Below are 24267 nucleotides of genomic sequence, written 5' to 3' on the forward strand. Positions count from 1 at the left end.
CTCGAAGTCCCATGCGCCTCAACCGGATCCTGCTCTCCACCGCGCTGGTCGTCGTCGCCCTGGTCATCCAGGTCAGTGTCCTCGCCCGCCTCCACCTCCCGGGCGCGGTGCCCGATCTGCTGCTGCTCACCGTGCTGGGCCTGGCGATCGTGTACGGCCATGTCGGCGGCGCCCTCGTCGGCTTCGGCGCGGGACTCCTCGCCGACCTCGCCCCGCCCGCCGACCACGCCGCCGGCCGCTACGCGCTGGTGCTGTGCGTCATCGGCTACTTCGCCGGACTCATCAAGCCCGAGAACGGCCGCCTGAAATCCGCCACCGGCCCGATGGTCGTCGTGGTCGCCGCCGCGATCGGCTCGACGCTGCTGTACGCCGGGGTCGGCGCCCTCGTCGGTGACACCGCCGCCCGCCATGTGGGCCTCGTCGGCCTGCTGAGCTCGGCCGCCGTGTACGACCTGCTCCTCGCGCCGTTCGTCGTCCCCGGAATCATCGCCCTGGCCCGCCGCGCCGAGAACGACCCGCTCGCGGAGACCGGTTCCGCGGCCAAGGCCACCGACATCTCCTCCGGCTGGCTCTCCTCCGGCACCGGGCTGCGCATCGGCAGCCAGCGCGGCGGCCTCGGCGGCCTGAAGGCCAAGACCCGTACCCGCGCCGCGCGGGTGAGCCGCATCAAGGGGGTCAAGCGGCTGTGACCGGCGAACAGTTGACGGCTGTACAGACGCGGGGGCCGCGCCCGGAACCGACGCGGGGGCGGCGTCCAGGACATACGCGGGGGCCGCGCCCGGACGCGCACAGCTTCGTCGTATATGACACATACACGCACTGAGAGGGGGAGGCAGCCGCAGTGACCAACATTCCCGAGACCGGACGGACCCCACGGGTCCAGATCCGGCTCATCGTGATCCAGATCCTCGTCCTCTCCCTGCTCGGCACCCTCGGCGGCCGTCTGTGGTACCTCCAGATCCGCGAGGGCGCCGAGTACCAGAAGGAAGCCTCCGGCAACCACGTCCAGCAGGTCGTCCAGCCCGCCGTACGCGGCTCGATCCTGGACGCGCGGGGCGTCGCGCTCGCCGACAACGAGACCCGGCTGGTGGTCTCCGCCTCCCGCACCGACCTGCTGAAGCAGAAGGACGACGGCAAGGCGGTCCTCACCAAGCTGGCCGGCGTCCTCGGCATCGACCCCAAGGAGGTCATGCTGAAGGTCCGGCTGTGCGACGCCAAGACCCCGCAGCCGTGCTGGAACGGCTCCCCGTACCAGCCGATCCCGATCACCGACAAGGCCACCGCCAAGCAGGCCCTCCAGATCCGTGAGCGCGCCGAGGACTTCCCCGGCATCACCGCCGAGCCCGAGGCCGTGCGCCGCTACGGTGCCCCCGGCAAGTCGAACACCGCGCAGGTCCTCGGCTACCTCTCACCGGTCACCGACAACGAGATCCAGCAGGCCAAGGACACCGACTCGCCCTACCTCCGGTCCGACATGGTCGGCCGCAGCGGCCTGGAGCGCCAGTACGACAAGGCGCTGCGCGGCAAGGCCGGCGTCACCCGCTACGAGGTCGACAACCTCGGCCGCGTCATCGGCAAGGCCCAGGCCGACGCCGCCGAGCCCGGCGCCAACCTCGTCACCAGCATCGACTCCCGCGTCCAGCGCGTCGCCGAGTACGAGCTGGACCACGCCATGAAGGTCGCCCGCCAGCAGTACGACAAGATCACCGGCGAGAACTACAAGGCCGACTCCGGCGCCGTCGTCGTGATGGAGGCCAAGACCGGCCGGATCGTCGCCATGTCGTCCGCCCCGACCTACGACCCCAACGTCTGGGTCGGCGGCATCTCCGCCAAGGACTACAAGGCCCTCACCGGCAAGAACTCCGACTACCCGCTGCTCAACAGGGCCATACAGGGTCAGGCCGCACCCGGTTCGACCTTCAAGGTGGTCTCCACGGCCGCCGCGGTCCAGGCCGGCTACGTCTGGGACGGCGGCTACCCGTGCACCAGCTCGTACTCGGTGGGCGGCCAGGTCTTCAAGAACTTCGAGGGCGAGAACTTCGGCCCGATCTCGCTCGGCCGCGCCCTCGAGGTCTCCTGCGACACCGTCTTCTACGGCCTCGCCGACCGGGAGTGGAAGAAGGACGGCGGCATCAACCCCAAGAAGGGCGAGCCCAAGGACTACTTCTTCAAGACCGCCCACCAGTTCGGCCTCGGCAAGGAGACCGGCGTCGACCTGCCCAACGAGGTCACCGGCCGCGTCCCCGACCGCCAGTGGAAGCTGAACTACTGGAAGGCCAACAAGGACGCCTGGTGCAAGACCGGCAAGAAGGACGGCTCGTACGTGGAGAGGATCGCGTACGAGAACTGCCTCGAAGGCAACAAGATGCGCGAGGGTGACGAGATCAACTACTCCATCGGTCAGGGCGACACCCTCGTCACCCCGATCCAGGAGGCCGTGATGTACGGCGCCGTCGCCAACGGCGGCACCATGTACCAGCCGACCATCGGCAAGGCCGTCATCAGCCCCGACGGCAAGTCCGTCCAGGAGATCAAGCCGAAGAGGACCGGAAAGCTGCCGGTCAGCCAGGCCACCCTCAAGGGCATGAACGACGCCTTCGCCGGCGTCATCACCCGCGGTACCGCCGCCTGGAAGTTCGGCGGCTGGCCGCAGGACAAGATCGCGCTGCACGCCAAGACCGGTACCGCAGAGGTCTACGGCAAGCAGACCACGTCCTGGCTGGCCACCTACTCCAAGGACTACACGGTCATCATGACCATCGCCCAGGCCGGTACGGGTTCCGGCGCCTCCGGTGAGGCCGTGCGCAACATCTACAGCGCGCTCTACGGCGTCCAGTCCGACGGCTCCATCGACAAGAAGAAGGCGCTGCTGCCCACCCCGCAGAAGGGCCTGCCCAAGGTCCGCACGGACGGCACGATCGCGGCCGGGAAGGTCTCCCGCGACCCCGCCAAGGACATCCAGGCCACCCCGTCCGGCTCGCCCGCCCCGGACGATTCCCAGCCCCCGGCGACCACCAACTCGCCCGGGACCGGCAACCGCAACACCCGCAGGCGACCTCGCAAGAGGGGAAGCCGGAGGATGCCCGCATGACCGGCAACAGCTTCTCCGTCTCCGGGTACGGCCCCGAACGGGCCGGCTGGACCCGGCTCCTCGCCCGTGACTCCATCGCCCGCCGACTGGACTGGCCGATACTGCTCGCGTGCCTCGCCCTGTCGGGGCTCGGCTCGCTGCTGGTCTACTCCGCGACCCGCAACCGCACCGAGATCAACCAGGGCGACCCGTACTACTTCCTGCTCCGGCACCTGATGAACACCGGCATCGGGCTCGCCCTGATGATCGGCACGATCTGGCTCGGCCACCGCACCCTGCGCAACTTCGTGCCGATCCTCTACGGCCTCTCCGTCTTCGGCATCCTGCTGGTGCTCACCCCGCTCGGCTCCACCGTCAACGGCGCCCACTCCTGGATCGTGCTCGGCGGCGGCTTCTCCCTCCAGCCCTCGGAGTTCGTGAAGATCACGATCATCCTCGGCATGGCGATGCTGCTCGCGGCCCGCGTCGACGCCGGCGACAAGAAGTACCCCGACCACCGCACCGTGATGCAGGCCCTCGGCCTGGCCGCCGTACCGATCCTGATCGTGCTGCTCATGCCCGACCTCGGCTCGGTCATGGTCATGGTGATCATCATCCTGGGCATCCTGCTCGCCTCCGGAGCCTCCAACCGCTGGGTGTTCGGCCTGATCGGCGCGGGCGCGCTGGGCGCGATCGCGGTCTGGCAGCTGCACATCCTGGACGAGTACCAGATCAACCGCTTCGCGGCCTTCGCCAACCCCGACCTCGACCCGGCGGGCGTCGGCTACAACACCAACCAGGCCCGCATCGCGATCGGCTCCGGCGGCCTGACCGGCGCGGGCCTCTTCCACGGCTCGCAGACCACCGGCCAGTTCGTGCCCGAGCAGCAGACCGACTTCGTCTTCACCGTCGCGGGGGAGGAACTGGGCTTCGTCGGCGCCGGCCTGATCATCCTGCTGCTGGGCGTCGTGCTCTGGCGCGCCTGCCGCATCGCCCGCGAGACGACCGAGCTGTACGGCACCATCGTCGCCGCCGGGATCGTGGCCTGGTTCGCCTTCCAGGCCTTCGAGAACATCGGCATGACCCTGGGCATCATGCCGGTCACCGGTCTGCCGCTGCCGTTCGTCTCCTACGGCGGATCGTCGATGTTCGCGGTGTGGGTGGCGGTGGGGCTCCTCCAGTCGATCAGGGTGCAGCGGCCGATGTCCGCGTAGCCGGTCTCCCTGCGGGAGGGCGTACCCGGTCGAATCAGGGCTAGATTCGGTTCATGGCGGATACGAAGCGGGAGATAGAGCGAAAGTACGAGTCCGACGAGAGCGGCCTGCCCGACCTGACCGGCGTCGGCGGGGTGACGGGCGTCCTCGACAAGGGCGTCGTGGAACTGGACGCCACCTACTACGACACCCCCGACGAGCGCCTCGCCGCCACCGGTGTCACCCTGCGCCGCCGCACCGGCGGCTCCGACGCGGGCTGGCACCTCAAACTCCCGGTCGCCCCGGGCGTGCGCGACGAGATCCGGGCGCCCCTGTCCGACACGGTCCCGGACGACCTCATCGCCCTGCTCCGCTCCCGCGTCCGCGACGCCGAACTGCGCCCCGTGGTCCGGCTCCGCTCCGTCCGCGACGTACGCCACCTCGTCGACGCCGACGGCCGGCTGCTCGCCGAGGCCAGCGTGGACGCCGTGACCGCGGAGCGGCTCACCGGCGAGGGCGGTCTGGCCCAGTGGACCGAGATCGAGGTGGAGCTCGCCGACGGCGGGGACCCGGCCTTCCTCGACCTGGTGGACAAGCGGCTGCGCAAGGCCGACGTACGCCCGTCCAAGGCACCGTCGAAGCTGGCCCGGGCGCTCACGGAGACCGCGCCGAAGGGGACCGCGGCGAAGGGGAAGAAGGGGCAGCGCCGGCGGGAGGCCGCCCAGCCCGTCACCGCCGGCGACCACGTCCTCGCCTACGTCCGCGCCCAGCGCGACGTGATCGTCGAGCTCGACCCGGCCGTACGCAGGGACGTCGAGGACTCCGTCCACCAGATGCGGGTCGCCACCCGCCGCACCCGCAGCGCCCTGCGTGCCTACCGCTCGCTGTTCGACCGGGCCGTCACCGAGTCGATCGGCGCGGAGCTGAAATGGCTGGCGGGCGAGCTGGGCGTGGACCGCGACCGGGAGGTGCTGGCCGAGCGGCTGACCGCGGACCTCGACGCGCTTGAGGACACGCTGGTCCACGGCCCGGTCGCCGACCGGCTGCACGCCTGGTCGGAGGGGCGGCGCGGCGGGTCCCGGCCGCATGTGATCGGCATCCTGGACTCCGTGCGGTATCTCGCGCTGCTCGACACCCTGGACGCCCTGATCACCGACCCGCCGCTGCGGAAGGCGGCCGGCGGCAAGCCGTCCAAGGTGATCGCCAAGGCCGTCCGCAAGGAGTCCCGCCGCGTCTCGGGGCTCATCGAGCAGGCGATCGACACGCCGCCCGGTCAGGACCGCGACGTAGCCGTGCACGAGGCCCGCAAGAAGGCCAAGCGCACCCGCTACACGGCGGAGGCGGCCACCCCGGCCCTCGGCCACCCGGCCGCCGCCCTCACCAAGGCCATGAAGTCCCTGACCCAGCTGCTCGGCGACCACCAGGACAGCGTCATGGCCCGCCTGGCCCTGCGCGAGCTCTCCGCCGTGGCGCACGCGGCGGGGGAGGACACGTTCACCTACGGACTGCTGTACGGGCGGGAGGAGCAGCGGGCGGCGGCGGTGGAGGCGGAGCTGCCGCGGGTGTGGAAGAAGGCGCGGTCGCGGATGTTCGTCTGAGGGAGGCCTCCAACCGGGTTACGCTTGATGGTCACCCCTGTCAGCTCACGAAGGTAACCCCCGCGATGTCTGTCGAGTCGGTCTTCCCACAGCTCGAGGCCCTGCTCCCGCATGTGCAGAAGCCGATCCAGTACGTAGGCGGCGAGCTCAACTCGACCGTCAAGCCGTGGGACAGCTGTGACGTCCGCTGGGCGCTCATGTACCCGGACGCGTACGAGGTCGGTCTGCCCAACCAGGGCGTCATGATCCTCTACGAGGTGCTCAACGAGCAGGAGGGCGTCCTCGCCGAGCGCACGTACAGCGTGTGGCCGGACCTGGAGGCGCTGATGCGGGAGCACGGCGTCCCGCAGTTCACGGTGGACGGCCACCGCCCGGTGAAGGCCTTCGACGTCTTCGGCCTCAGCTTCTCCACGGAGCTGGGCTACACCAACATGCTCACGGCCCTGGACCTGGCCGGGATCCCCCTGGAGTCCAAGGACCGCACGATCGACGACCCGATCGTCCTGGCCGGCGGCCACGCGGCCTTCAACCCGGAGCCCATCGCTGACTTCATCGACGCGGCGGTCATCGGCGACGGCGAGCAGGCCGTGCTCGACATGACGCGGATCATCAAGGAGTGGAAGGCGGAGGGCCGCCCCGGCGGCCGCGAGGAGGTCCTCTTCCGCCTGGCGAAGACCGGCGGGGTGTACATCCCGGCGTTCTACGACGTCGAGTACCTCCCCGACGGCCGTATCGCCCGAGTGGTGCCCAACAAGTCGGGCGTGCCGTGGCGCGTCTCGAAGCACACGGTCATGGACCTGGACGAGTGGCCGTACCCCAAGCAGCCCCTCGTCCCGCTCGCGGAGACGGTCCACGAGCGCATGTCGGTGGAGATCTTCCGCGGCTGCACGCGTGGCTGCCGCTTCTGCCAGGCGGGCATGATCACCCGCCCGGTGCGCGAGCGCTCGATCACCGGCATCGGCGACATGGTCGACAAGGGGCTGAAGGCGACGGGCTTCGAGGAGGTGGGCCTCCTCTCCCTGTCCTCCGCGGACCACTCGGAGATCGGTGACATCGCCAAGGGCCTGGCCGACCGCTACGAGGAAGACAAGATCGGCCTCTCCCTCCCCTCCACCCGCGTGGACGCCTTCAACATCGACCTGGCGAACGAGCTGACCCGCAACGGCCGCCGCTCGGGCCTCACCTTCGCCCCCGAGGGCGGCTCGGAACGCATCCGCAAGGTCATCAACAAGATGGTCTCGGAGGACGACCTCATCCGCACGGTCTCCACGGCCTACGGCAACGGCTGGCGCCAGGTGAAGCTGTACTTCATGTGCGGCCTGCCCACGGAGACCGACGACGACGTCCTCCAGATCGCCGACATGGCGACGAAGGTCATCGCGAAGGGCCGCGAGGTCTCGCGCTCGAACGACATCCGCTGCACGGTCTCGATCGGCGGCTTCGTCCCCAAGCCCCACACCCCCTTCCAGTGGGCCCCGCAGCTCTCCGCCGAGGAGACTGACGCCCGCCTCGAAAAGCTCCGCGACAAGATCCGCGGCGACAAGAAGTACGGCCGCTCGATCGGTTTCCGCTACCACGACGGCAAGCCCGGCATCATCGAGGGCCTCCTGTCCCGCGGCGACCGCCGCATCGGCGCCGTCATCCGCGCCGTCTACGACGACGGCGGCCGCTTCGACGGCTGGCGCGAGCACTTCTCCTACGACCGCTGGATGGCCTGCGCCGACAAGGCCCTCGCCCCCTACGGCGTGGACGTCGACTGGTACACCACCCGCGAGCGCACCTACGAAGAGGTCCTCCCCTGGGACCACCTCGACTCCGGCCTCGACAAGGACTGGCTCTGGGAGGACTGGCAGGACTCCCTCGACGAAACCGAGGTCGAGGACTGCCGCTGGACACCGTGCTTCGACTGCGGGGTCTGCCCGCAGATGGACACGTCCATTCAAATCGGCCCGACCGGCAAGAAGTTGCTGCCTCTGACGGTCAAGAACGCTGGTCCGACGCCGGCTTCGAGTGGTCACGCGCACTGAGGTGAGCGGGGCACTCGATCGGGTGGTTGAGGCGCCGGCGGGGTGAGTGCGGAGGAGGTGGCTGCGGCGTTGTCCGCGGCCGGTGCTTCGAGCTCTCGTCCGTCGGCGCCGCCGGCTTTGGTGTTCGATGGCGCGGCAGGGCTACGGTCAGAAAGGCCGCTCCACGGCGCCACGGTGTATGGCTGCGGGGCCGCGGTCGGCTATCCGTCCGCGACGTGGATGACGATCTTGCCGCGCCGGTGCTCCTGCTCAAGCGCCTCGTACGCGGCGCGGGTCTGCTCGAGGGGAACGACCCGGTCGATCTGCGGGCTCAGCCGTCCGCTCGTGATCAGCTCGCTGATGGAGTCGAGTCCGTCGCGGTCCGGCTCGACGACGAAGAACACTCCGTGTGTGGCAGGGTCCTGGGCCGCGCCGGGGTCGGGGGGTGCGACGATGCTGACAAGGACGCCGGCCGGGCGCAGAACGCCCCAGGAGCGGGTCTGGGTGTCGCCGCCCACCGTGTCGAACACGACGTCCACGTCGTTCACCTGGTCGTCGAACCGGCCGCCCGCGTAGTCGATGACGTTCTGGGCGCCGAGGCCCGCGACGAACTCGGTGTCGCGGGCCGCGGCGGTCGCGGTGACCGTCGCGCCCAGCGCGGCGGCGATCTGTACGGCGAACGAGCCGACGCCTCCGGCGCCGCCGTGGACGAGGACATGCTGGCCTGGCTCCAGGTGGGCCTGGTCGACCAGTCCCTGCCATGCCGTGAGCGCCGCCAGGGGGACGGCCGCCGCGCTCTGGTGGTCCAGCCCGTCCGGCTTGGCGGCGAGGATTCGGGCCGGCGCGGCGACGTACTCGGCGGCGGCTCCGTCACGCAGAAACGGGATGAGTCCGTACACCTCGGCACCCACGGCGGGAGCCGTGACGCCCGCCCCCTGTTCGACCACGACGCCGGACACCTCGTGTGCGGGGATGACGGGCGTCCGGTCCTGCCCGGATCCGTCGAAGCTGTCGGTCCAGGTGGCGTCCCAAGAGAGTTCTCCGGTGGTGATGGAGGCGGCCAGTACCGCGACGACGACGTCGCCGGAGCCGGGCTCGGGACGCGCCGCGGTCTCGTGGACCAGCTGTTCGGGGCCCCCGCGCCGGTGTCCGCGGACTGCGCGCATCGTGTTCATGAGGCGATCACTCCTGATGATGGGCGGTGTCCTGCCGGTGGCCAGGCCGTCGCGTCCAGCATCACAGGTACGACGAATGCCGATCATCGCCCGTTCAAGGGATCTTTGCCGCCGCACTCCGCCGGTCGGGATGCTGCTCAGCCGTCCCGTCGGCGTCCTGCGTGGAGGCCGCGAACGCCTCGGGGCCCTGCTGCGCCGCCGCCGGGTCCATCCACATGACCTGCCAGCCGTGGCCGTCGAGGTCGAAGAAGCTGCGTGAGTACATGAAGCCGTGGTCCTCGGCGTCATCCGCCTCGGAGCCGCCCGCCGCGAGCGCGGCGGCGCTGACCGTGTCGACCTCGTCGCGGGACGACACGCTGAAGCAGTACAGCGCCAGCGTGTGCGTGGTGGGATCGGCCATCGGCAGTTTCGCGAACTCCGCGAACTTCTCGCGGCTGAGCAGCATGACGAAGGCGTGCTCGCCGACCAGCATGCAGGTGGCGGTCTCGTCGGTGAACATCGGGTTGAAGCTGAACCCGAGCTTGGCGAAGAACGCCTTGCTGCGCTCGAGGTCCGCCACGGGGATGTTCACGAACAGCATGCGGCCGGGGTGTGCGGGATTGGTCATGGCGGGGTCTCCAGTCGGTGGCTCGATGGCGTACCTCCTGGTGGACCGGCCCAGCCGGCGGAACTCATCGATGGATCCCGGCCAGGCACTCCTGGCGGTGGTCAACCCGGCGCCGCTGTCCGGGCGTCCGTGGTGCGGCGGATCGCTGTGATCACGCCTTGCAGGCCTGTCAGCCAGATGGCGGCGTCGACGGCGTAGTACAGCAGTGGGTCGGGCGCCCGGGTGCCCGAGGCGGCGAACACGTCGGCGATGACGGTGCGGTCCGTCGGCGCGTTCGGGGCCGGGGGCTCGGCGGGCGTGGGGCGTGGCTTCCTGGAGCGCAGGTCGTACATCAGCGGCAGCGCGGTCAGCCGGAGGCGGTGGGCGGCGTCGCGCAGGTGCGCGGCGCTGGGCGGCCAGGCCGCCAGCGCGCCCGGGGAGCAGTGGTCGGCCAGGCTCTGCCCCATGGTGATCACCCGGTTCCCGGCGAGCAGGATCGCCATCCAGTCCTCGTCGGCGGGGTGCGCCGGGTCCGGGTCACCGCGCTCGGTGGCGTACTGCGCGTAGCTCGCCTCCGCGGCCACCTGGGCGCGGCGGGTCCGGGCCAGCGCGTCGCCGGCCGTACCGGCTCCGGTGATGGTGCCGATGATCTCGGTGACGGCCCGGGTGCTCTGGTCCAGCTGCCGCGAGCAGGCCCGCCGCAGCTCCCCGGCGCCGCCCTGCGGCCAGGCCAGCAGCCCGGCCAGGGCGCCGGTGAGGCCGCCGATCACGACGTCCGTGAACCGGACGGCGGCCAGCCCCGGCATGGCGGGACCGAGCTGGGCGAAGGCGGCGGCCGCCGCGATCGTGGAGAAGGCCTGGCCCCAGCCCATGCCGAGCACGGTCCCCGCGGAGAACGCCAGGAGATACAGGGGCGGCAACACGACCGCGTACACCACCACGTGGTCGGCCACGGAGTACAGCATCACGGCCACCACGGCGGCGCCCGCGAGGGTGCCGCTGAATGCCGGCCACAGCGCGGTACGGGTGCCCGTGGCGCTGGTCCCCATCACGGTGATGGTGGCCAGCAGTGCCCACAGGCCGTGGGTCAGGTCGAGCTCGCCCACGATCAGCCGGGCGGCTGTTAGGGCCAGCGCGATCCGGACGGCGTTCTGGAAGTACACCGACCGGGGCGTGAGGTGGGCCCGCAGGCGGCTCGCGTAGAGCGAGAGCGTGGGACGCCCCGCGTACCAGAAGGGGCCCGGCCGCTGCGCGGGCGGCGTGGTGTCCGCGGGGACGGGGGCGCCGAGCGCGATGCGTACCGCCGTGATGAGGAAGGTTCCGGTGTGCGCGATGTCCAGGGCGATCGCGCCGCCGCGCACCACGGCCGCGCTGTTGGGGGACCACGTCGGCAGGCGGACGCGGCGGGCCTCGAAGTCCGCCGCGGCGGACGTGTACGGGGCGTCGGAAGGCGCCGGGCCCCGGCCGGACAGCCCGAGTGCGATGTCGTGGCATGCCGTGGCCGACGCTTGCAGCAGCCGGGCCGCCGCGGGGTCGCGGGTGCCGGGGGTGTCGCGGGCGTCCTGCGTCAACTGCCGGGTCTGGCCCAGCAGATGAACCATGTAGGCGGCGCCTTGGCACAGCGCCCGGTCCCGCGCCGACGCCGACGTCGGGCGCTCGTCGTCCGGCACCCGGCTCAGCCGTAGCTCCTGCGACGCCGCTGTCAGTTGCTCCGGGCCGGCGGACGGTGGTGACCGCGGCTCGGCCGCGAGCGCCCGCAGCGCCCTGGACGCCAGCGCCGCGGCGCGCGCCAGCCGGTCCGTGTACCGTCCGGGCGGGGGATCCGGCAGCAGCCACATCTCCGCCGCCGCCATCAGCACGATCCCGGTCGCCAGCCCGGCCAGGCGCGACCCCAGCGTCGCGGGGGCGTACGGCGGGAAGCACGCCAGGATGTAGAACGCCTGGAGGCCGCCCGCCAGCCCACCCAGTCGGGGCGCGCCCACCCCCGCGTACGTCACCAGGAAGCCCACCCCGAACATTCCGAGGGCCGCCGTCCACGAGTGCACCCCGAGCATGGTGCCCAGGGCGACCAGCGCGGCCGCTACCGGCAGCACCGCCAGCAGCGTGCGGGCGCGCTCACGCGGCGTACCCGGGACGAAGGACATGCCGCCGGTGGCGATCGCGCCGAACAGCGCGTAGATCGCCGCGACATGGTTCCCCAGGCCGTAGCGCGCCGCGTAGAACCCCGTGCACGCCACGAGCGCCACCCGCGCCGCACGCCGCACCGCCCGCAGGCCCGGATCACGGGCCCGCAGCCATTCCAGCCCACCGCGACGGGGCACCCGCGGCCTCCTCGTCGATCGTGCGGAGAGTCGATCGCGCGGAGAATCGTCCGCCTCCCGCTCACGCTAGGCCGGGCGGGTAAGCCCGGCCACCGGATGCGAGGCGGTGTACGCAGGGGCAATGTGGGTGGAGAGGGCGATGGCATCTCCCTGGGCGAAGGTCACTCATGCCTCGATCCATGCGCGCGCTCGTAGCCGGGAAGGTCGGCGAGCCGACCGATGTCCTGCGGCTGGAATCCCGGCCCGTTCCCACGCCGGAAGCCGGTCAGGCGTTGATCCGTGTGAAGGCGACTCCGATCCACGCCAGTGATCTGCACGTGCTGCGCGGCCGCTACGGTTTCTCCCCCGGGTTTCCCGCTGTCGGGGGGCACATGGAATGCGTGGGCCGTGTCGAGGCCCTGGGCCCGGACACCGAGGGACCGAAGGTCGGCGAGCGCGTGGTGGCCGCCGCGATCCCGGCGGTACCCGGGCCCGCTGTGGCCGGCACCTGGCAGGAGTACCTCGTCGCCGACACGCGAAGGCTTCTGCCGGTTCCCGACCGGCTGAGCGACTCCAGCGCCTGTCAACTCGCCGTCAACCCGTTGACCGCGCTGCTCCTGGTGACGCGCGAACTCGACGTACAGCCGGGTGAATGGCTGTTGCAGACGGCGGCGGGCTCCACCGTCGGCCGGCTCGTCATCCAGCTGTCCAGGCATCTGGGTATGCGCACGATCAATGTCGTGCGGCGACGTGGTGCCGTCGAGGAGATCAAGGCGCTCGGTGGTGACGAGGTCGTCTGCACCGAGGACGAGGACCTGTTGCGGCGTGTGGCCGAGACAGCGGGACCGGCCGGCGTGCGCAAGGCCATCGACTGTGTCGCGGGACCCGTGGGTGCCCAGGTGTCCCAGGCATTGGCTCCGGGGGGAGAGCTCGTGGTCTACGGCGCGCTCTCCACCCATCGGCAGACTGATCCGGCGGCGCTGACGATCCCGCTTCAGGCACGCTCGGTGATCTACGAGACCAAGGTGGTCCGTGGCTTCTGGCTGAACCGCTGGTTCGGCACCACCTCACCTGAGGATGCGCTGCACGCGCTGTCCCAGGTCCGCAGGCTCGTCGCCGACGAAGTACTGAGCATCCCCCGGGGCCGGCCGTTCCCGCTCGAACGCTTCCCCGAGGCCATCGCGCTCGCCGAGACACCCGCACGTGACGCCAAGCCGCTCTTCGTCTTCGAAGACGGCCGGGACAAGGACGACCGGTAGGAAGCGGTCCCGCTGACCGCCGGCTCTCCCACTCACCCCAAGCCCCATGCCTCGTTTGCCTCATTCACCTGCTCACTCACAGCTCACCCGATGGATACTCCTGGTGACGGGGTGGCCGATGGGCTGAGCCGGTGAAGGAGGCTTCCTATGCCACTGCTGACGAAGTCGTGGCGATGGAGCCGGTTACTCCTGGTCATAGCCGTCACCGCCGGAATACCGACCGCTGCCACGGCCCCCGTCCGGGCTGCGACCGAAGACGGTGCCGGCGGCATCCCGCAGGACCTCACCCAGTACGTCAACCCGTTCGTCGGCACGAAGAAGACCGGCCGCACCGGCTACGACGGAGGCAACACCTTCCCTGGTGCCGACGCCCCCTTCGGCATGGTCCAGTGGAGCCCGGACACCCACACTCCCCAGCCCGGCGGCTACGCCTACACCGATCATGAGATCCGTGGCTTCAGCCTGACCCACCTTTCCGGCGCCGGCTGCGCAGCCGCGCAGGACCTGCCCTTCATGCCCCATGTGGGCGCGGTGACCAAGTCGCCGGCCATCGCGCCCGACACCTATCTGGACGGCTTCTCGCACGACGCCGAGTCGGCCCGGCCCGGCTCCTACGGTGTCACGCTCGCCTCCGGTACGAAGGTCGAACTGACCGCGACCCAGCGGTCCGGCGCCGGCCGCTTCACCTACCCCGCCGGCCGTACGGCATCCCTCCTCGTCGATGTCTCCGGCTCCACGGGTGGCGCGTCCGACGCCCGAGCGACCGTGGACAAGGCCCGCCGCACCATCACCGGCTATGTCACCAGTGGCGGCTTCTGCGGTAGCCACAACCGTTACCGCGTGTACTTCTCGGCCACCTTCGACCGGCCCTTCGCCTCTGTCGGCACATGGCACAACGCCACCGTCTCGCCCGGTGGCACCGGTGGCAGGAGCCGTGTCTCAGGGGCCGGCTCAGGGGCCTACGTCACCTTCGACACCGCCCGGTCACGGACCGTGGGCGTCAAGGTCGGCCTGTCGTATGTGAGCATCGCCGGCGCCGCCGAGAACGCGGCGCGGGAGCAGGGCTCGGCGTCGTTCGACACCGTCGCTGAGAAGACCCGGACGCAGTGGAACGCCCGGCTGCACCAGATCGAGGTCGCCGGCGGCACCGACACCCAGCGGACAACCTTCTACACGGCCCTCTACCACTCACTCCTCCAGCCCACCGTCTTCGACGACGTGACCGGCCGGTACATCGGCTTCGACGGCCGGATCCACAAGGTCCGCGAGGGCCACCACCAGTACGCCGACTTCTCCGGCTGGGACATATACCGCTCCGAGGCGCAGCTGCTCGCCCTCCTCGCACCGGACGTGGCCTCGGACATCGCCCAGTCCATGTACAACCAGGCGCACCAGGCCGGCGACGTGTGGGACCGGTGGTCGGTCGACAACGACTTCACGGGCGTCATGAACGGCGACCCGTACCACTCGATCCTCGCCGGCGTGTACGCCTTCGGCGCCACCGACTTCGACGCCCAGGCAGCCCTGGCGTCCATGGTCAAGGGCGCGACCACCATCCAGAAGGCCGGCGCCCGTTACGTCGAGCGGCCCGGTCTCGCCGACTACCTGTCACTCGGATACCTGCCCGACGATGTGTCGACCACCCTGGAGTACACCACCGCCGACTTCGGGATAGCGGCACTGGCCGGACGGCTCGGCGACACCGGGACCCGGACGACGTTCATGAAGCGGGCACAGCACTGGCGGAACCTGTTCAACCCCGCCACCTCCTGGATCCAGCCACGTGGCCGCGACGGCTCCTTCAGGTCGCCGTTCGACCCGGCCGACGGCAACGGTTACGTCGAGGGCAACGCCGCCCAGTACCAGTGGATGGTGCCGTACGACCTCGCCGGGCTGTTCACGGCGATGGGCGGCAACGGCAAGGTGATCCCGCGACTCGACGAGTTCTTCACCGAACTCGACGCCGGGCCGGACGCGCCGCACGCCTTCCTCGGCAACGAACCGTCCCTGAACTCTCCCTGGACGTACGTCTACGCGGGCGCCCCCTACCGCACCCAGAACGTGGTCCGCCGCGCCGTCAACACCCTGTGGGGCCCCGGCCCCGACGGCGAGGTGGGCAACGACGACCTGGGCACCCTGTCGTCCTGGTACGTCTGGTCGGCACTCGGCATGTATCCACAGGTGCCGGGCCGGGCCGAACTGGTGCTGGCCAGCCCCCTGTTCCCGGCCGTCACCGTGCACCGTGACGGCGGCCGGTCGATGAGGATCAACGCGCCCGGTGCGGACGCGGACACACTCTATGTGCATGGCTTGAAGGTCGACGGCGTCACATCCTCCAGGGCCTGGCTCCCGGAGTCGTTCGTACGTCATGGCGGCACCCTCGACTACACGCTCGGCGACACCCCCGATACGACATGGGGCGCCGCGCGAAGTGACGCCCCGCCGTCCTTCCAGGGTGGGCCGACGTCGTCCCCCACCAGCCCACACCCTGGCCGGACTCCGCTCCGCTCCGGCACCCGGCGGCCAACGGTCACTTCGCAGCCCCGACACCACTGTGCACCGCGAGGCTGCCACGCCGGACGATGCCACCGTCACCCCAGCCGATGCCGACCCCACCATCCCAGCAGGTGCCACGCGCACAGCCACCGTCGGCGCGAGCGTGCCCGATGGATGCCGTCTTCGGGCTGAGCGCCGCGCACACTGCCTCAGCTGCCGTCGGAGCCCGGGCCGTAGAGCGCGGCGATGTCCTTGGACGTCGCCCAGCGGCTGTAGGTGGGCGACTGGGGCCAGTCCTCGGGTGAGTCCTGCCATTCCTCCTGCCGTCCGTACGGCAGGACGTCGATCAGCGCGAAGGTGTGACTGAGCTGCTCGGTACCCCGGCCGTTGGTGTGCCAGGTGCGATGGACGGTGTCGCCGTCGCGCAGGAACACGTTGACCGCGAATCCTCCGTCGGGCGGTGCGCCGACGTCGGCCCCGAACGAGCTGTCGGCGGTCGAGTACCACGCCATCCGGTTGCCGACCCGCCGCTTGTAGGCGAGTGCCTCCTCGATCGGGCCCTGGGTGACGACGACGAACCGTGCGTCGTAGTCGTCCAGGAACTCCAGGCGGGTGAACTGCGAGGTGAACCCCGTGCAGCCGGGGCACTGCCATTCCTTGCCGGCGAACCACATGTGGTTGTAGACGATCAGTTGCCTCTTGCCTTCGAAGACGTCCGCCAGCCGGACGGGGCCGTCCTCACCTTCGAGGGTGTACTCGGGCATCTCGACCATCGGCAGGCGACGACGCTCGGCGGCCACGGCGTCGAGTTCCCGCGTGACGGCCTTCTCCCGGGCACGGAGTGCCTCGAGCCGGCGGTTCCAGGTCGCTGCGTCGACGACGGGTGGCAGTGCGTGGGTGGTCATGGTCCCCTCACAGAGCTCGGGCGCGGCTGCGCGGCTTTCGCTTCTGCGGAGGTAGACCCCACGGGGTTCCGGAACTCATCGGTCCCTGTCGCGTCAACCGGTGTTCTGCTCGATGTGCAGATGGATCGGACCGCGAAGGACGGGGCTGCGCCGGTACGGCGGCGGGTCGGTGACCAGCCGGGGTCGGTCGAGGCGGCGTACCAGCTCGGTCAGGGCGATCTGGGTCTCCCGCCGGGCCAGGGGGCCGCCGAAGCACAGATGGATGCCGCTGCCGAAGCCGAGGTGCTGGTTGTCGCGCCGGTCGGGGTCGAAGCGGTCGGGATCGTGGAAGCGGTCGGGATCACGGCTGCCCGAGGCCAGCATCAGCATGATCTGCGAGCCCTTGGGGATGACGGTGTCGGCGACGGTGATGTCGCTGTACGCCGCCCGCCAGGGAATGATGTGCACGGGGGGCTCGTAGCGCAGCAGTTCCTCCACCAGCGGGACGGCCAGGCCCGGTTCGTCGCGCAGCCGCTGGAGCACCTGCGGGTTGCGCAGCAGCGTCAGCATGCCGTTGGTGATGAGGTTGACGGTGGTCTCGTGGCCGGCGACCAGCAGCAGGTTGGCGGTGGCGATGATCTCGTCGTCGGTCATCCGCCCGTCCGGCCCGTCGTCGTTGGCCAGCCTGGTCAGCAGGTCCTCGCCCGGTCGGCCGTGGCGTTGCTCCAGCAGTCCGCCGAGGTACTGCCGCAGGTCCTTGCGGGCCTGTAGCCCGCTCTCCAGTTTCTCCTTCGGGTCGGTCTTGGGGTTGTAGTCGATCGCGTTGACGAGGGCGTCCACCCACAGATGGAACCGCGGTTCGTCCTCGCGCGGCACGCCGAGCAGGTGGCAGATCACCGTGACGGGGAACGGGTAGGCGAAGTCGTCGACGATGTCGATCTGCTCCTTGCCCGCGAGGCCGTCGATCAGGCTGTTGACGACGGCGGTCAGGTCGTCGTCCATGCCGGCCACCAGCCCCGGGGTGTGCGGGGGGCCGAAGTGGCGCATCGCCATGCGTCGCAGGCGGTCGTGCTCGGGCGGGTCGAGGTTGATGAACGCCGGCGTGCTCTCCCCCTCGTGCGAGGGCATCGGATGCGCCAGATTGCGGACGTCGGAGCTCAGGTGCGGGTCGTGCAGCAGGTCCGCGAGCTCGCGGTAGGTGCTGACGACGTAGCTGCCGTCCTCCTGCCGGGCCACCGGCGTCTCGCGCAACTCGGCGTACAGCGGGTACGGGTCGGGCCGGGAGGAGTAGTCGAGGATCCGGTGGAGGGTGTCGGGTGTCTGGGTCGTGGTCATCTCGATTTCCCTCCTACCGGTGGTGCTGCTGCGCGGCCGTGACCCGCCGCTCACCCGGGTCGTGCCCGGTGACGACCACGGTGGCGCCCTGGGCGAGCAGGACGGGGCCGGGGAAGTCGACGGGCACCGGCTTCATGTCGACGGGCTGGTCGGGCGTGGGGCAGGGCGGCGGGAAGGGTGCGGCCGTCTCGATCAGCCGCCGGTAGTGGTCCAGCCACTTCGCGTTGTTGAAGCTCACCGCCGCGGTGACACGGCCCTGATAGCCGTACGCGGCGACGAAACGGCGGTCGGACACCGACCCCTGGCTGACGACCACCTCGTCGGCGAAGGTCGGCACCCCGACGGACTTGATGTTGACGCCGAACTGGATCGACCAGAACAGGGGGATGGACAGGTGGGGCCAGCGGTCCGCCTGGCCGCTGACCATGTTGTGCGCGGCGACCTCGGCCTGCTCCACGGCGTTGGCCCAGTGCTCCAGCGAGATGAGCCGGTACTCGTAGACCGGGTTCGGGCAGCGCGCCACGTCCCCGGCGACGAAGACGTCGTCGGTGACCAGGCCGTCGAGGGTGAGGGCGCGGCAGCCCGTGTCGCAGGCGATGCCCCAGACACCCGCCGCCAGTCCCGAGCCCCGCAGCCATTCGGTGTTGCGGATGCCTCCGAGCGCCACCACCGCCACGTCGGCGTCGACCGTGCTGCCGTCGTCGAAGTGGGCCCGGCGGAAGTGCCCCTGCGCGTCGCCCTCCAGCCGGGTGACCTTGACGCCGCAGCGCAGGTCGACGCCGTGAGCGCGCTGCATGTCCGCCGCGATCTCACCGATCATGGCGCCTAGCGCCCCGACCAGCGGGGCCGGCGCGAGTTCGGCGACGGTCACCGGGATGTCCCGCTCGCGGCAGATGGAGGCGATCTCGGACCCGGTGAATCCCGCACCGATGACCAGCACGCGGGAGGGCCCGGCGGCGAGGGCTCGCTGAAGGCTCTCGGCGTGTTCGCGCGTACGGACGACGAATACGCCGTCCAGGGCCGCCTCGGACTCGACGAACCAGGGCCGGGCCCGTACCCCGGTGGAGATCAGCACCCGGTCGAAGGGAACCTCGCGTCCGTCGGCGAGACGCACGTTGTTGGCCGCCAGGTCCAGCCCGGCGGCGGGCACGCCCAGCAGCCACTCCGCGTCGATGTCACGGCGTCGCGGCAGCATGGTGCCGCCGGCCGGGACCCACCCGGTCAGGACCTGCTTGGACAGGGGAGGCCGGTCGTAGGGTTCGCCCGACTCGTCACCGATCATGGTCAGCGACCCGGTGAAACCCTCATTGCGCAGGGCCTCCGCGGCCCGGAGTCCCGCCAGTGACGCCCCGACGACCACGATGCGGCCGTCGCGCTTGAACGCTCGCAGCGTGTCGGCGCTGGTCATGACGTCGACGCCTCCACCGGTACGCCCCGTCCCTCCAGTTGGTCGACCAGAATCGCCTGGACCGGGCAGGCCGCCGCGGCGCGCAGTACCCGGTCGCGCTGGGCGTCGTCGGGGTTCGGGTCGTACATCAGCGCTTCTTCGCCGTGCATCCGGAACGCGTCCGGAGCCAGGAACGCGCACTGCGCGTAGCCTTCACATCGGGAAAGATCAACGACAACTCTCATCCCGACCTCCACAGGGACTGCGAGCTGCGGACCCTGAAAACGTCGGGTCTCCGCAGGAATAATTGATCGTCGCGAACTGGGCGACCGGCGTCTGCAATAACGCCCGGAAATACCGCCCATAGAACCTGACCTCGACGTCAAAAGCGTATCCCGCGCGAACATCACCCGCACCCGGGGAAACAGCGCGGCCGGGACCGTCGTTCACCCGCCCGCCGCGTCCATGCGGCAAAGACCGCGCGCTGTCGTCGATGCTTGCCGCATGGGTCAAGTGCTGGGTGACGTACTGGGCCTGGCGGCCGGTGTCGCCGTCAGTCCGCTTCCGGTCATCGCCATCATCATCGTGCTGGCGACGCCTCGGGGACGCGTGAACGGATTGGTGTTCGCCACCGGCTGGGTGGTGGGCCTGTCGGCCTTGGGCGCGGTGATGCTGGTCATCGGCGGCAAGGGGGGTGCCGGGGCCCACGGGCAGCCGGCCGACTGGGTGGGGGCCCTCAAGCTCGCGCTGGGGGTGGCACTGCTTCTTCTCGCCCTGCGGCTGTGGCGTCATCGCCCTGCCGATGTCACCCAGGCACAGTTGCCTCAATGGATGGCCACGATCGACCGCTTCACACCCGTGAAGACCTTCCTCCTCGCCCTCGTGCTGTCCGCCGGAAACCTGAAGAACGCCCCGCTGACCATTGCCGCGGCAGCGTCCATCAGCTCGTCGGGACTGCCCGTCGGCGAGCAGATCGGCGCGCTCGCGATCTTCGTCCTCGTCGCCTCCCTGGGGCTGCTGATTCCGCTGGGGGTATTCCTGGTCATGGGTGAGCGGGCGAAGAACACGCTGGGCAACTGGAAGGAATGGGCGGCGCGGCACAACACGGCCGTCATGGCGGTTCTGTTCTTCGTGTTCGGGCTGAAACTGCTGGGGGACGGAATCGACGTGCTGAATTCCTGACCGTGTCACGGACGCGCGTTCCGGTCCCGCACCGCAGGCGGGCTTCCGAGGCGGTCGGCCAGCGGCGGTTCCTGGGCCGCCACGGCGCCCGCGCTGATGCTGATCGCGACGGCGACACAGACCACGATCAGCCACGACAGCATGATGAACACCGAGCCGAGGGAGCCGTACTCGGCGAGGGCGTGGTTGAGCGCCCGCGGCAGATACAGCCGTGCGGTCACGCTCAGCGTGGTGAGGGCGACCGCCGTGATCACCGCACCGGGCAGCAGCGGCTTCCAGCCGATCAGGCCTCCGAGCAGCAGGTGCTGGGTCCACCACCACAGCCCCGTCAGACCCACCAGTGTGACCGGGATCCCCAGCCAGGCCCCGACGCCGAACCCGTCGCGCATCGGGCCTTGGACCAGCAGTGCCCCCAGCCACAGTACGAGCCAGGCCAGCCAACGCCAGGGGGCGATCCTGGTTCCCGCCCGGGGGATCTCCCAGGCCCGTTTGCACAGCCGTTGCATCGCCCTGCTGACCGCGGTGGCCGAGAGCAGCGCCATCAGTCCGCCCACCACACCGGTCGCCTGCCGCAGATCGCCCGTCGTGGGGGTGAGCGCGTGTACGAGCTGGGCGTTCGCGGCACCCGTGACCCCGAAGACGGTGCGCACGGACGTGATGAGCTGCTGCCGTACCGCAGGGGGCGCGTACGCCCCGACCACGAAGAGCAGCGGGACCGCGGTCAGGAAGCACTGCGCCGCCAGGCGCGTGGCGGAGTCGAAGATGTTCACCGACACCAAGCGGTCCGCGAGGTGGGTGAGCACCGGAAACCGGGCCGCCGCCCGTGCGTGCGCGGACCGGGCGGCGGCGGCCAGCCGACGTGCCGATCCCCGCCGACGGGACGCGCCGACGGCCCGGTGATGCGAATGGAGCATGTCCCCAGAGTGGGGGACCCGGCGCTCCGCAGCACGTCAGGCAAGGGCACCGGCGCTCGGAGCCGCGGCTCCGGCGGCGACGGCGGTACGGGCTCCCGGCCCCGTGGCGGCCGGCGCTTCTGTTGCGGAGGGGAGCGGCCCGGCGTTGGAATCAAGTGTGAGGCACTTTGGCGGCGTCGTGTCCGCCGGCCGCCCCGCTCCCGGGACGGGGGCCGGCCGGAAGGGGCTCAAGAACGACGCCCTCGGCATGTTCTCCTCGGTGGTCATCGGGATAGCGTCCACCGCCCCGGCCTACAGTCTCGCCGCGACGCTGGGGCTCATCGTGGCGGCGGTCGGCCTCCAGGCCCCGATCGTCACCATGCTGTCGTTCGTGCCGATGCTGCTGATCGCGTACGCCTTCCGGGAGCTCAACGCGAGCAACGCCGACTGCGGAACCACCTTCACCTGGGCGACCCGCGCCTTCGGTCCCCGCACCGGCTGGATGGGCGGCTGGGGCATCATCGTCGCCAACGTCATCGTCATGGCGAGCCTCGCCGAGATCGCCGGTACGTACAGCTTTCGGCTGGTGGGCCTGGACGGACTGGCGGAGAACCGGCTGTGGACCACCGTGGCGGGCATCGTCTGGATCGCCGTGATGACCACGGTCTGCTACGTCGGCATCGAGTTCTCCGCCGCCGTCCAGCGCTGGCTGCTGTGCCTGGAAGTGGGGATGCTGGTCCTGTTCGCCGTCGCCGCGCTGGTCAGGGTCTACACCGACCCTCCGCCGACGGCGATCCATGTCTCCGCCTCCTGGTTCAACCCCTTCGAGGTGTCCTCCACGAAGGGCCTCACGTCGGGCCTCCTGGCAGGAGTCTTCATCTACTGGGGCTGGGACACCGCCGTCTCGATCAACGAGGAAACCGTCGACAGCACACGCATCCCCGGGCGTGCCGCGGTCATGTCCACCGTGCTGCTCCTGATCATGTACGCGCTGGTGGCCACCTCGGCGCAGGCCTTCGCCGGGACCGGCCCCTCGGGCATCGGGCTGGGCAACACCGCCCACTCCGACGATGTGTTCTCCGGACTGGGCGAGGCCGTCTTCGGGAGCCACGACACGGGGCTCGTCCTGTCGAGACTGCTGATCCTGATGGTGCTCACCTCGGCGCTGGCCTCCACCCAGACCACCATCCTTCCCCTGGCCAGGACCGTCTTCTCCATGGCGGTGCACAAGGCCGTGCCCTCCCGGTTCGCCAGGGTCCACCGCAGGTTCCTCACACCGACCTGGTCGACCGTCGGCATGGGAGCGGTCTCGATCGCCTTCCTCGTCCTGTTGACCTCCTTCAGCGGGAACGTGCTGGCCGACTCGATCGACTCGGTCGGTCTCGCGATCACCTTCCAGTACGGGCTGACCGGGTTCGCCTGCCTCTGGTACCACCGCAAGATCCTCACCCACAGCACCAAGGACCTCGTCTTCAAGGGTGTGCTGCCCGGGGTGGGCGCGCTGATCATGTTCTGCCTGTTCCTCTACGCCGCCTTCGTCTACGCGGCCCCCGGGTACGGCGCGACCAGCGTCGACCTGCCGCTGATCGGCCCGACCGGCGGGGTCACCGTCATAGGCCTCGGCGCGCTGCTGCTCGGTCTCCTGCTGCTGCCGGTGGTCACCCGTGGCCACACCGTGGCACTCAAACTCCAGCGGGGCCTGCTTCCGCGCCGCCTGCCGCGGCACACCGCCCTCGACTCGGCGAGCCGCTACCTGCCCGCCGACAGCGGGTCCGGGGTGGGCGGCGACTGGTACGACGTCATCCCGCTGTCGGGCACCCGGGTCGGCCTGGTCGTCGGGGACGTGCTCGGTCACGGGCTGCGTGCCGCGGCCACCATGGGGAGCCTGCGTACGGGTGTGCGTGTCCTGGCCCGGCTGGACCTGAGCCCGGACGAGCTCCTGTCCCGCCTGGACGACCTGGTCGAGCAGACCGCGCACGAGCGCGGGAACGGCCACGGCCCCCTGAGGTCGCGGCGCGCCGCGACCGTCGACGTGACCTGTCTGTACGCGGTGTACGACCCCGTGTCGGGCAAGTGCAGCCTGGCGCGGGCCGGGGAGTCGGTGCTGGCGGTCGTCGAACCGCACACGGGCGTCGTCGAGTATCCGGAGCTGCCGCCCGGACCGCCGCTGGGAGTCGGGGGCGCGCCCTACCAGAGCACCGAACTCCAGCTCCCGCCGGGCAGTCTCGTCGCGCTCTTCACGGGTGGCCTCCTCCAGGCGACCGACGGCCGCGAAGCCGGGCTCGCGCAGCTGTCGGACGTCCTCGCCGGCGAGCGGAGCTCCCTTGAAGAACTGTGCGACCGGGCGGTGACCACCCTGCTGCCGGGACCGGTGGACGAGGACGCGACGCTGCTCGTGGCCCGCACCCGCCTGCTCAACCGCGACCAGTTCGCCCAGTGGGAACTGTCCCCGGACCCGGCCGCGGTGGCCACCATCCGCGGCGCCGTCAGCAAGCAGCTCGGCGACTGGGAGCTGGACGACCTGGCGTTCACCAGCGAACTCATCGTCAGCGAACTGGTCACCAATGCCATCCGCTACGTCGGCGGCCCGATCCAGGTACGCCTGATCCGCGACCGGAACCTGATCTGTGAGGTCTCCGACACCGGCCACACCACACCCAATCTGCGGCACGCCGCGAGCGACGACGAGGGCGGCCGGGGCCTGTTCATCATCGCCCAGATGACCCACCACTGGGGCACGCGCTACACCCCCACCGGCAAGACGATCTGGACCGAGCAGGACCTGCTGCCGTAGCGGCCGGCACGGCGCGAACCACCCGCGGAGGGTGATGCCGCCCCCGCTGACCAGGCCGAACCTTGGAACGAAGCGTGACGGTGGTGCCGGGGGCGGGCCGGGGCGGGCC

17 protein-coding genes are annotated in these 24267 nt (G+C 70.6%); 9 read left to right on the forward strand and 8 right to left on the reverse strand.

Going from position 1 to position 24267, the window contains the following annotated elements; translation table 11 throughout:
* The first annotated feature begins 11 nt into the window (after positions 1-11).
* From mreD to ABZ915_RS06945, 5 genes are all read left to right on the forward strand, one after another.
* Positions 12-689, forward strand: a complete 678-nt coding sequence (mreD, locus tag ABZ915_RS06925) for a rod shape-determining protein MreD (protein ID WP_361797021.1) — start codon at positions 12-14, stop codon at positions 687-689.
* Positions 690-841: 152 nt separating this feature from the next.
* Positions 842-3091, forward strand: a complete 2250-nt coding sequence (mrdA, locus tag ABZ915_RS06930) for a penicillin-binding protein 2 (protein ID WP_361797024.1) — start codon at positions 842-844, stop codon at positions 3089-3091.
* Positions 3088-4284 carry a rod shape-determining protein RodA gene (gene rodA, locus ABZ915_RS06935; protein ID WP_361797026.1) on the forward strand — a complete coding sequence of 399 codons (1197 nt, stop codon included), beginning with the start codon at positions 3088-3090 and terminating at the stop codon, positions 4282-4284. Before mrdA ends, rodA begins: the two co-directional genes overlap by 4 nt.
* Before the next feature lie 53 nt (positions 4285-4337).
* Positions 4338-5861, forward strand: a complete 1524-nt coding sequence (locus ABZ915_RS06940) for a CYTH and CHAD domain-containing protein (protein ID WP_361797029.1) — start codon at positions 4338-4340, stop codon at positions 5859-5861.
* A gap of 65 nt (positions 5862-5926) precedes the next feature.
* A complete protein-coding gene (locus ABZ915_RS06945) occupies positions 5927-7888 on the forward strand; it encodes a TIGR03960 family B12-binding radical SAM protein (protein WP_361797032.1) in 1962 nt (653 codons plus the stop codon).
* Between the two features lie 200 nt (positions 7889-8088).
* On the opposite strand, the gene ABZ915_RS06950 is transcribed toward ABZ915_RS06945, so the two are convergent.
* The 3 genes from ABZ915_RS06950 to ABZ915_RS06960 form a co-directional block, all read right to left on the reverse strand.
* Positions 8089-9042 carry an NADP-dependent oxidoreductase gene (locus ABZ915_RS06950; protein ID WP_361797035.1) on the reverse strand — a complete coding sequence of 318 codons (954 nt, stop codon included), beginning with the start codon at positions 9040-9042 and terminating at the stop codon, positions 8089-8091.
* Between the two features lie 94 nt (positions 9043-9136).
* Positions 9137-9649, reverse strand: a complete 513-nt coding sequence (locus ABZ915_RS06955; RefSeq protein ID WP_361797038.1) for a VOC family protein — start codon at positions 9647-9649, stop codon at positions 9137-9139.
* A 101-nt stretch (positions 9650-9750) separates the two neighbouring features.
* Positions 9751-11949: an FUSC family protein gene (locus ABZ915_RS06960; protein WP_361797041.1), complete on the reverse strand. Its 2199-nt coding sequence runs from the start codon at positions 11947-11949 to the stop codon at positions 9751-9753.
* A 179-nt stretch (positions 11950-12128) separates the two neighbouring features.
* On the opposite strand from ABZ915_RS06960, the gene ABZ915_RS06965 reads away from it, so the two are divergent.
* On the forward strand, positions 12129-13187 hold the full coding sequence (locus ABZ915_RS06965) for a zinc-dependent alcohol dehydrogenase family protein (RefSeq protein WP_361797044.1): 1059 nt from the start codon (positions 12129-12131) through the stop codon (positions 13185-13187).
* 147 nt (positions 13188-13334) lie between these two features.
* Positions 13335-15875, forward strand: coding sequence for a GH92 family glycosyl hydrolase (locus ABZ915_RS06970; protein ID WP_361797047.1), 2541 nt, complete (start codon positions 13335-13337; stop codon positions 15873-15875).
* A 17-nt stretch (positions 15876-15892) separates the two neighbouring features.
* Here the strand turns inward: ABZ915_RS06970 and ABZ915_RS06975 are convergent, their stop codons facing one another.
* The 4 genes from ABZ915_RS06975 to ABZ915_RS06990 form a co-directional block, all read right to left on the reverse strand.
* Entirely contained in the window at positions 15893-16588 is a 696-nt protein-coding gene (locus tag ABZ915_RS06975) for a DUF899 family protein (protein WP_361797051.1), read from the reverse strand.
* A 93-nt stretch (positions 16589-16681) separates the two neighbouring features.
* Positions 16682-17902, reverse strand: a complete 1221-nt coding sequence (locus ABZ915_RS06980) for a cytochrome P450 (protein WP_361797054.1) — start codon at positions 17900-17902, stop codon at positions 16682-16684.
* 13 nt (positions 17903-17915) lie between these two features.
* The gene (locus ABZ915_RS06985; protein ID WP_361797057.1) at positions 17916-19310 is read right to left on the reverse strand and encodes an FAD/NAD(P)-binding oxidoreductase; all 1395 of its coding nucleotides are present in this window, start codon (positions 19308-19310) and stop codon (positions 17916-17918) included.
* Entirely contained in the window at positions 19307-19534 is a 228-nt protein-coding gene (locus tag ABZ915_RS06990) for a ferredoxin (protein ID WP_361797060.1), read from the reverse strand. The genes ABZ915_RS06985 and ABZ915_RS06990 overlap by 4 nt, the downstream gene beginning before the upstream one ends.
* Before the next feature lie 259 nt (positions 19535-19793).
* On the opposite strand from ABZ915_RS06990, the gene ABZ915_RS06995 reads away from it, so the two are divergent.
* Positions 19794-20471 (forward strand): GAP family protein, encoded by a 678-nt coding sequence (locus ABZ915_RS06995; protein ID WP_361797063.1) that lies wholly within the window; start codon positions 19794-19796, stop codon positions 20469-20471.
* Positions 20472-20476: 5 nt separating this feature from the next.
* Here the strand turns inward: ABZ915_RS06995 and ABZ915_RS07000 are convergent, their stop codons facing one another.
* A complete protein-coding gene (locus ABZ915_RS07000; protein ID WP_361797066.1) occupies positions 20477-21385 on the reverse strand; it encodes a YhjD/YihY/BrkB family envelope integrity protein in 909 nt (302 codons plus the stop codon).
* Positions 21386-21632: 247 nt separating this feature from the next.
* Between ABZ915_RS07000 and ABZ915_RS07005 the strand changes: the two genes are divergently transcribed.
* On the forward strand, positions 21633-24158 hold the full coding sequence (locus tag ABZ915_RS07005; RefSeq protein ID WP_361797737.1) for an amino acid permease: 2526 nt from the start codon (positions 21633-21635) through the stop codon (positions 24156-24158).
* Positions 24159-24267 lie beyond the last annotated feature (109 nt).

The organism is Streptomyces sp. NPDC046915, assembly GCF_040644935.1.
Taxonomy (GTDB): Bacteria; Actinomycetota; Actinomycetes; order Streptomycetales; family Streptomycetaceae; genus Streptomyces.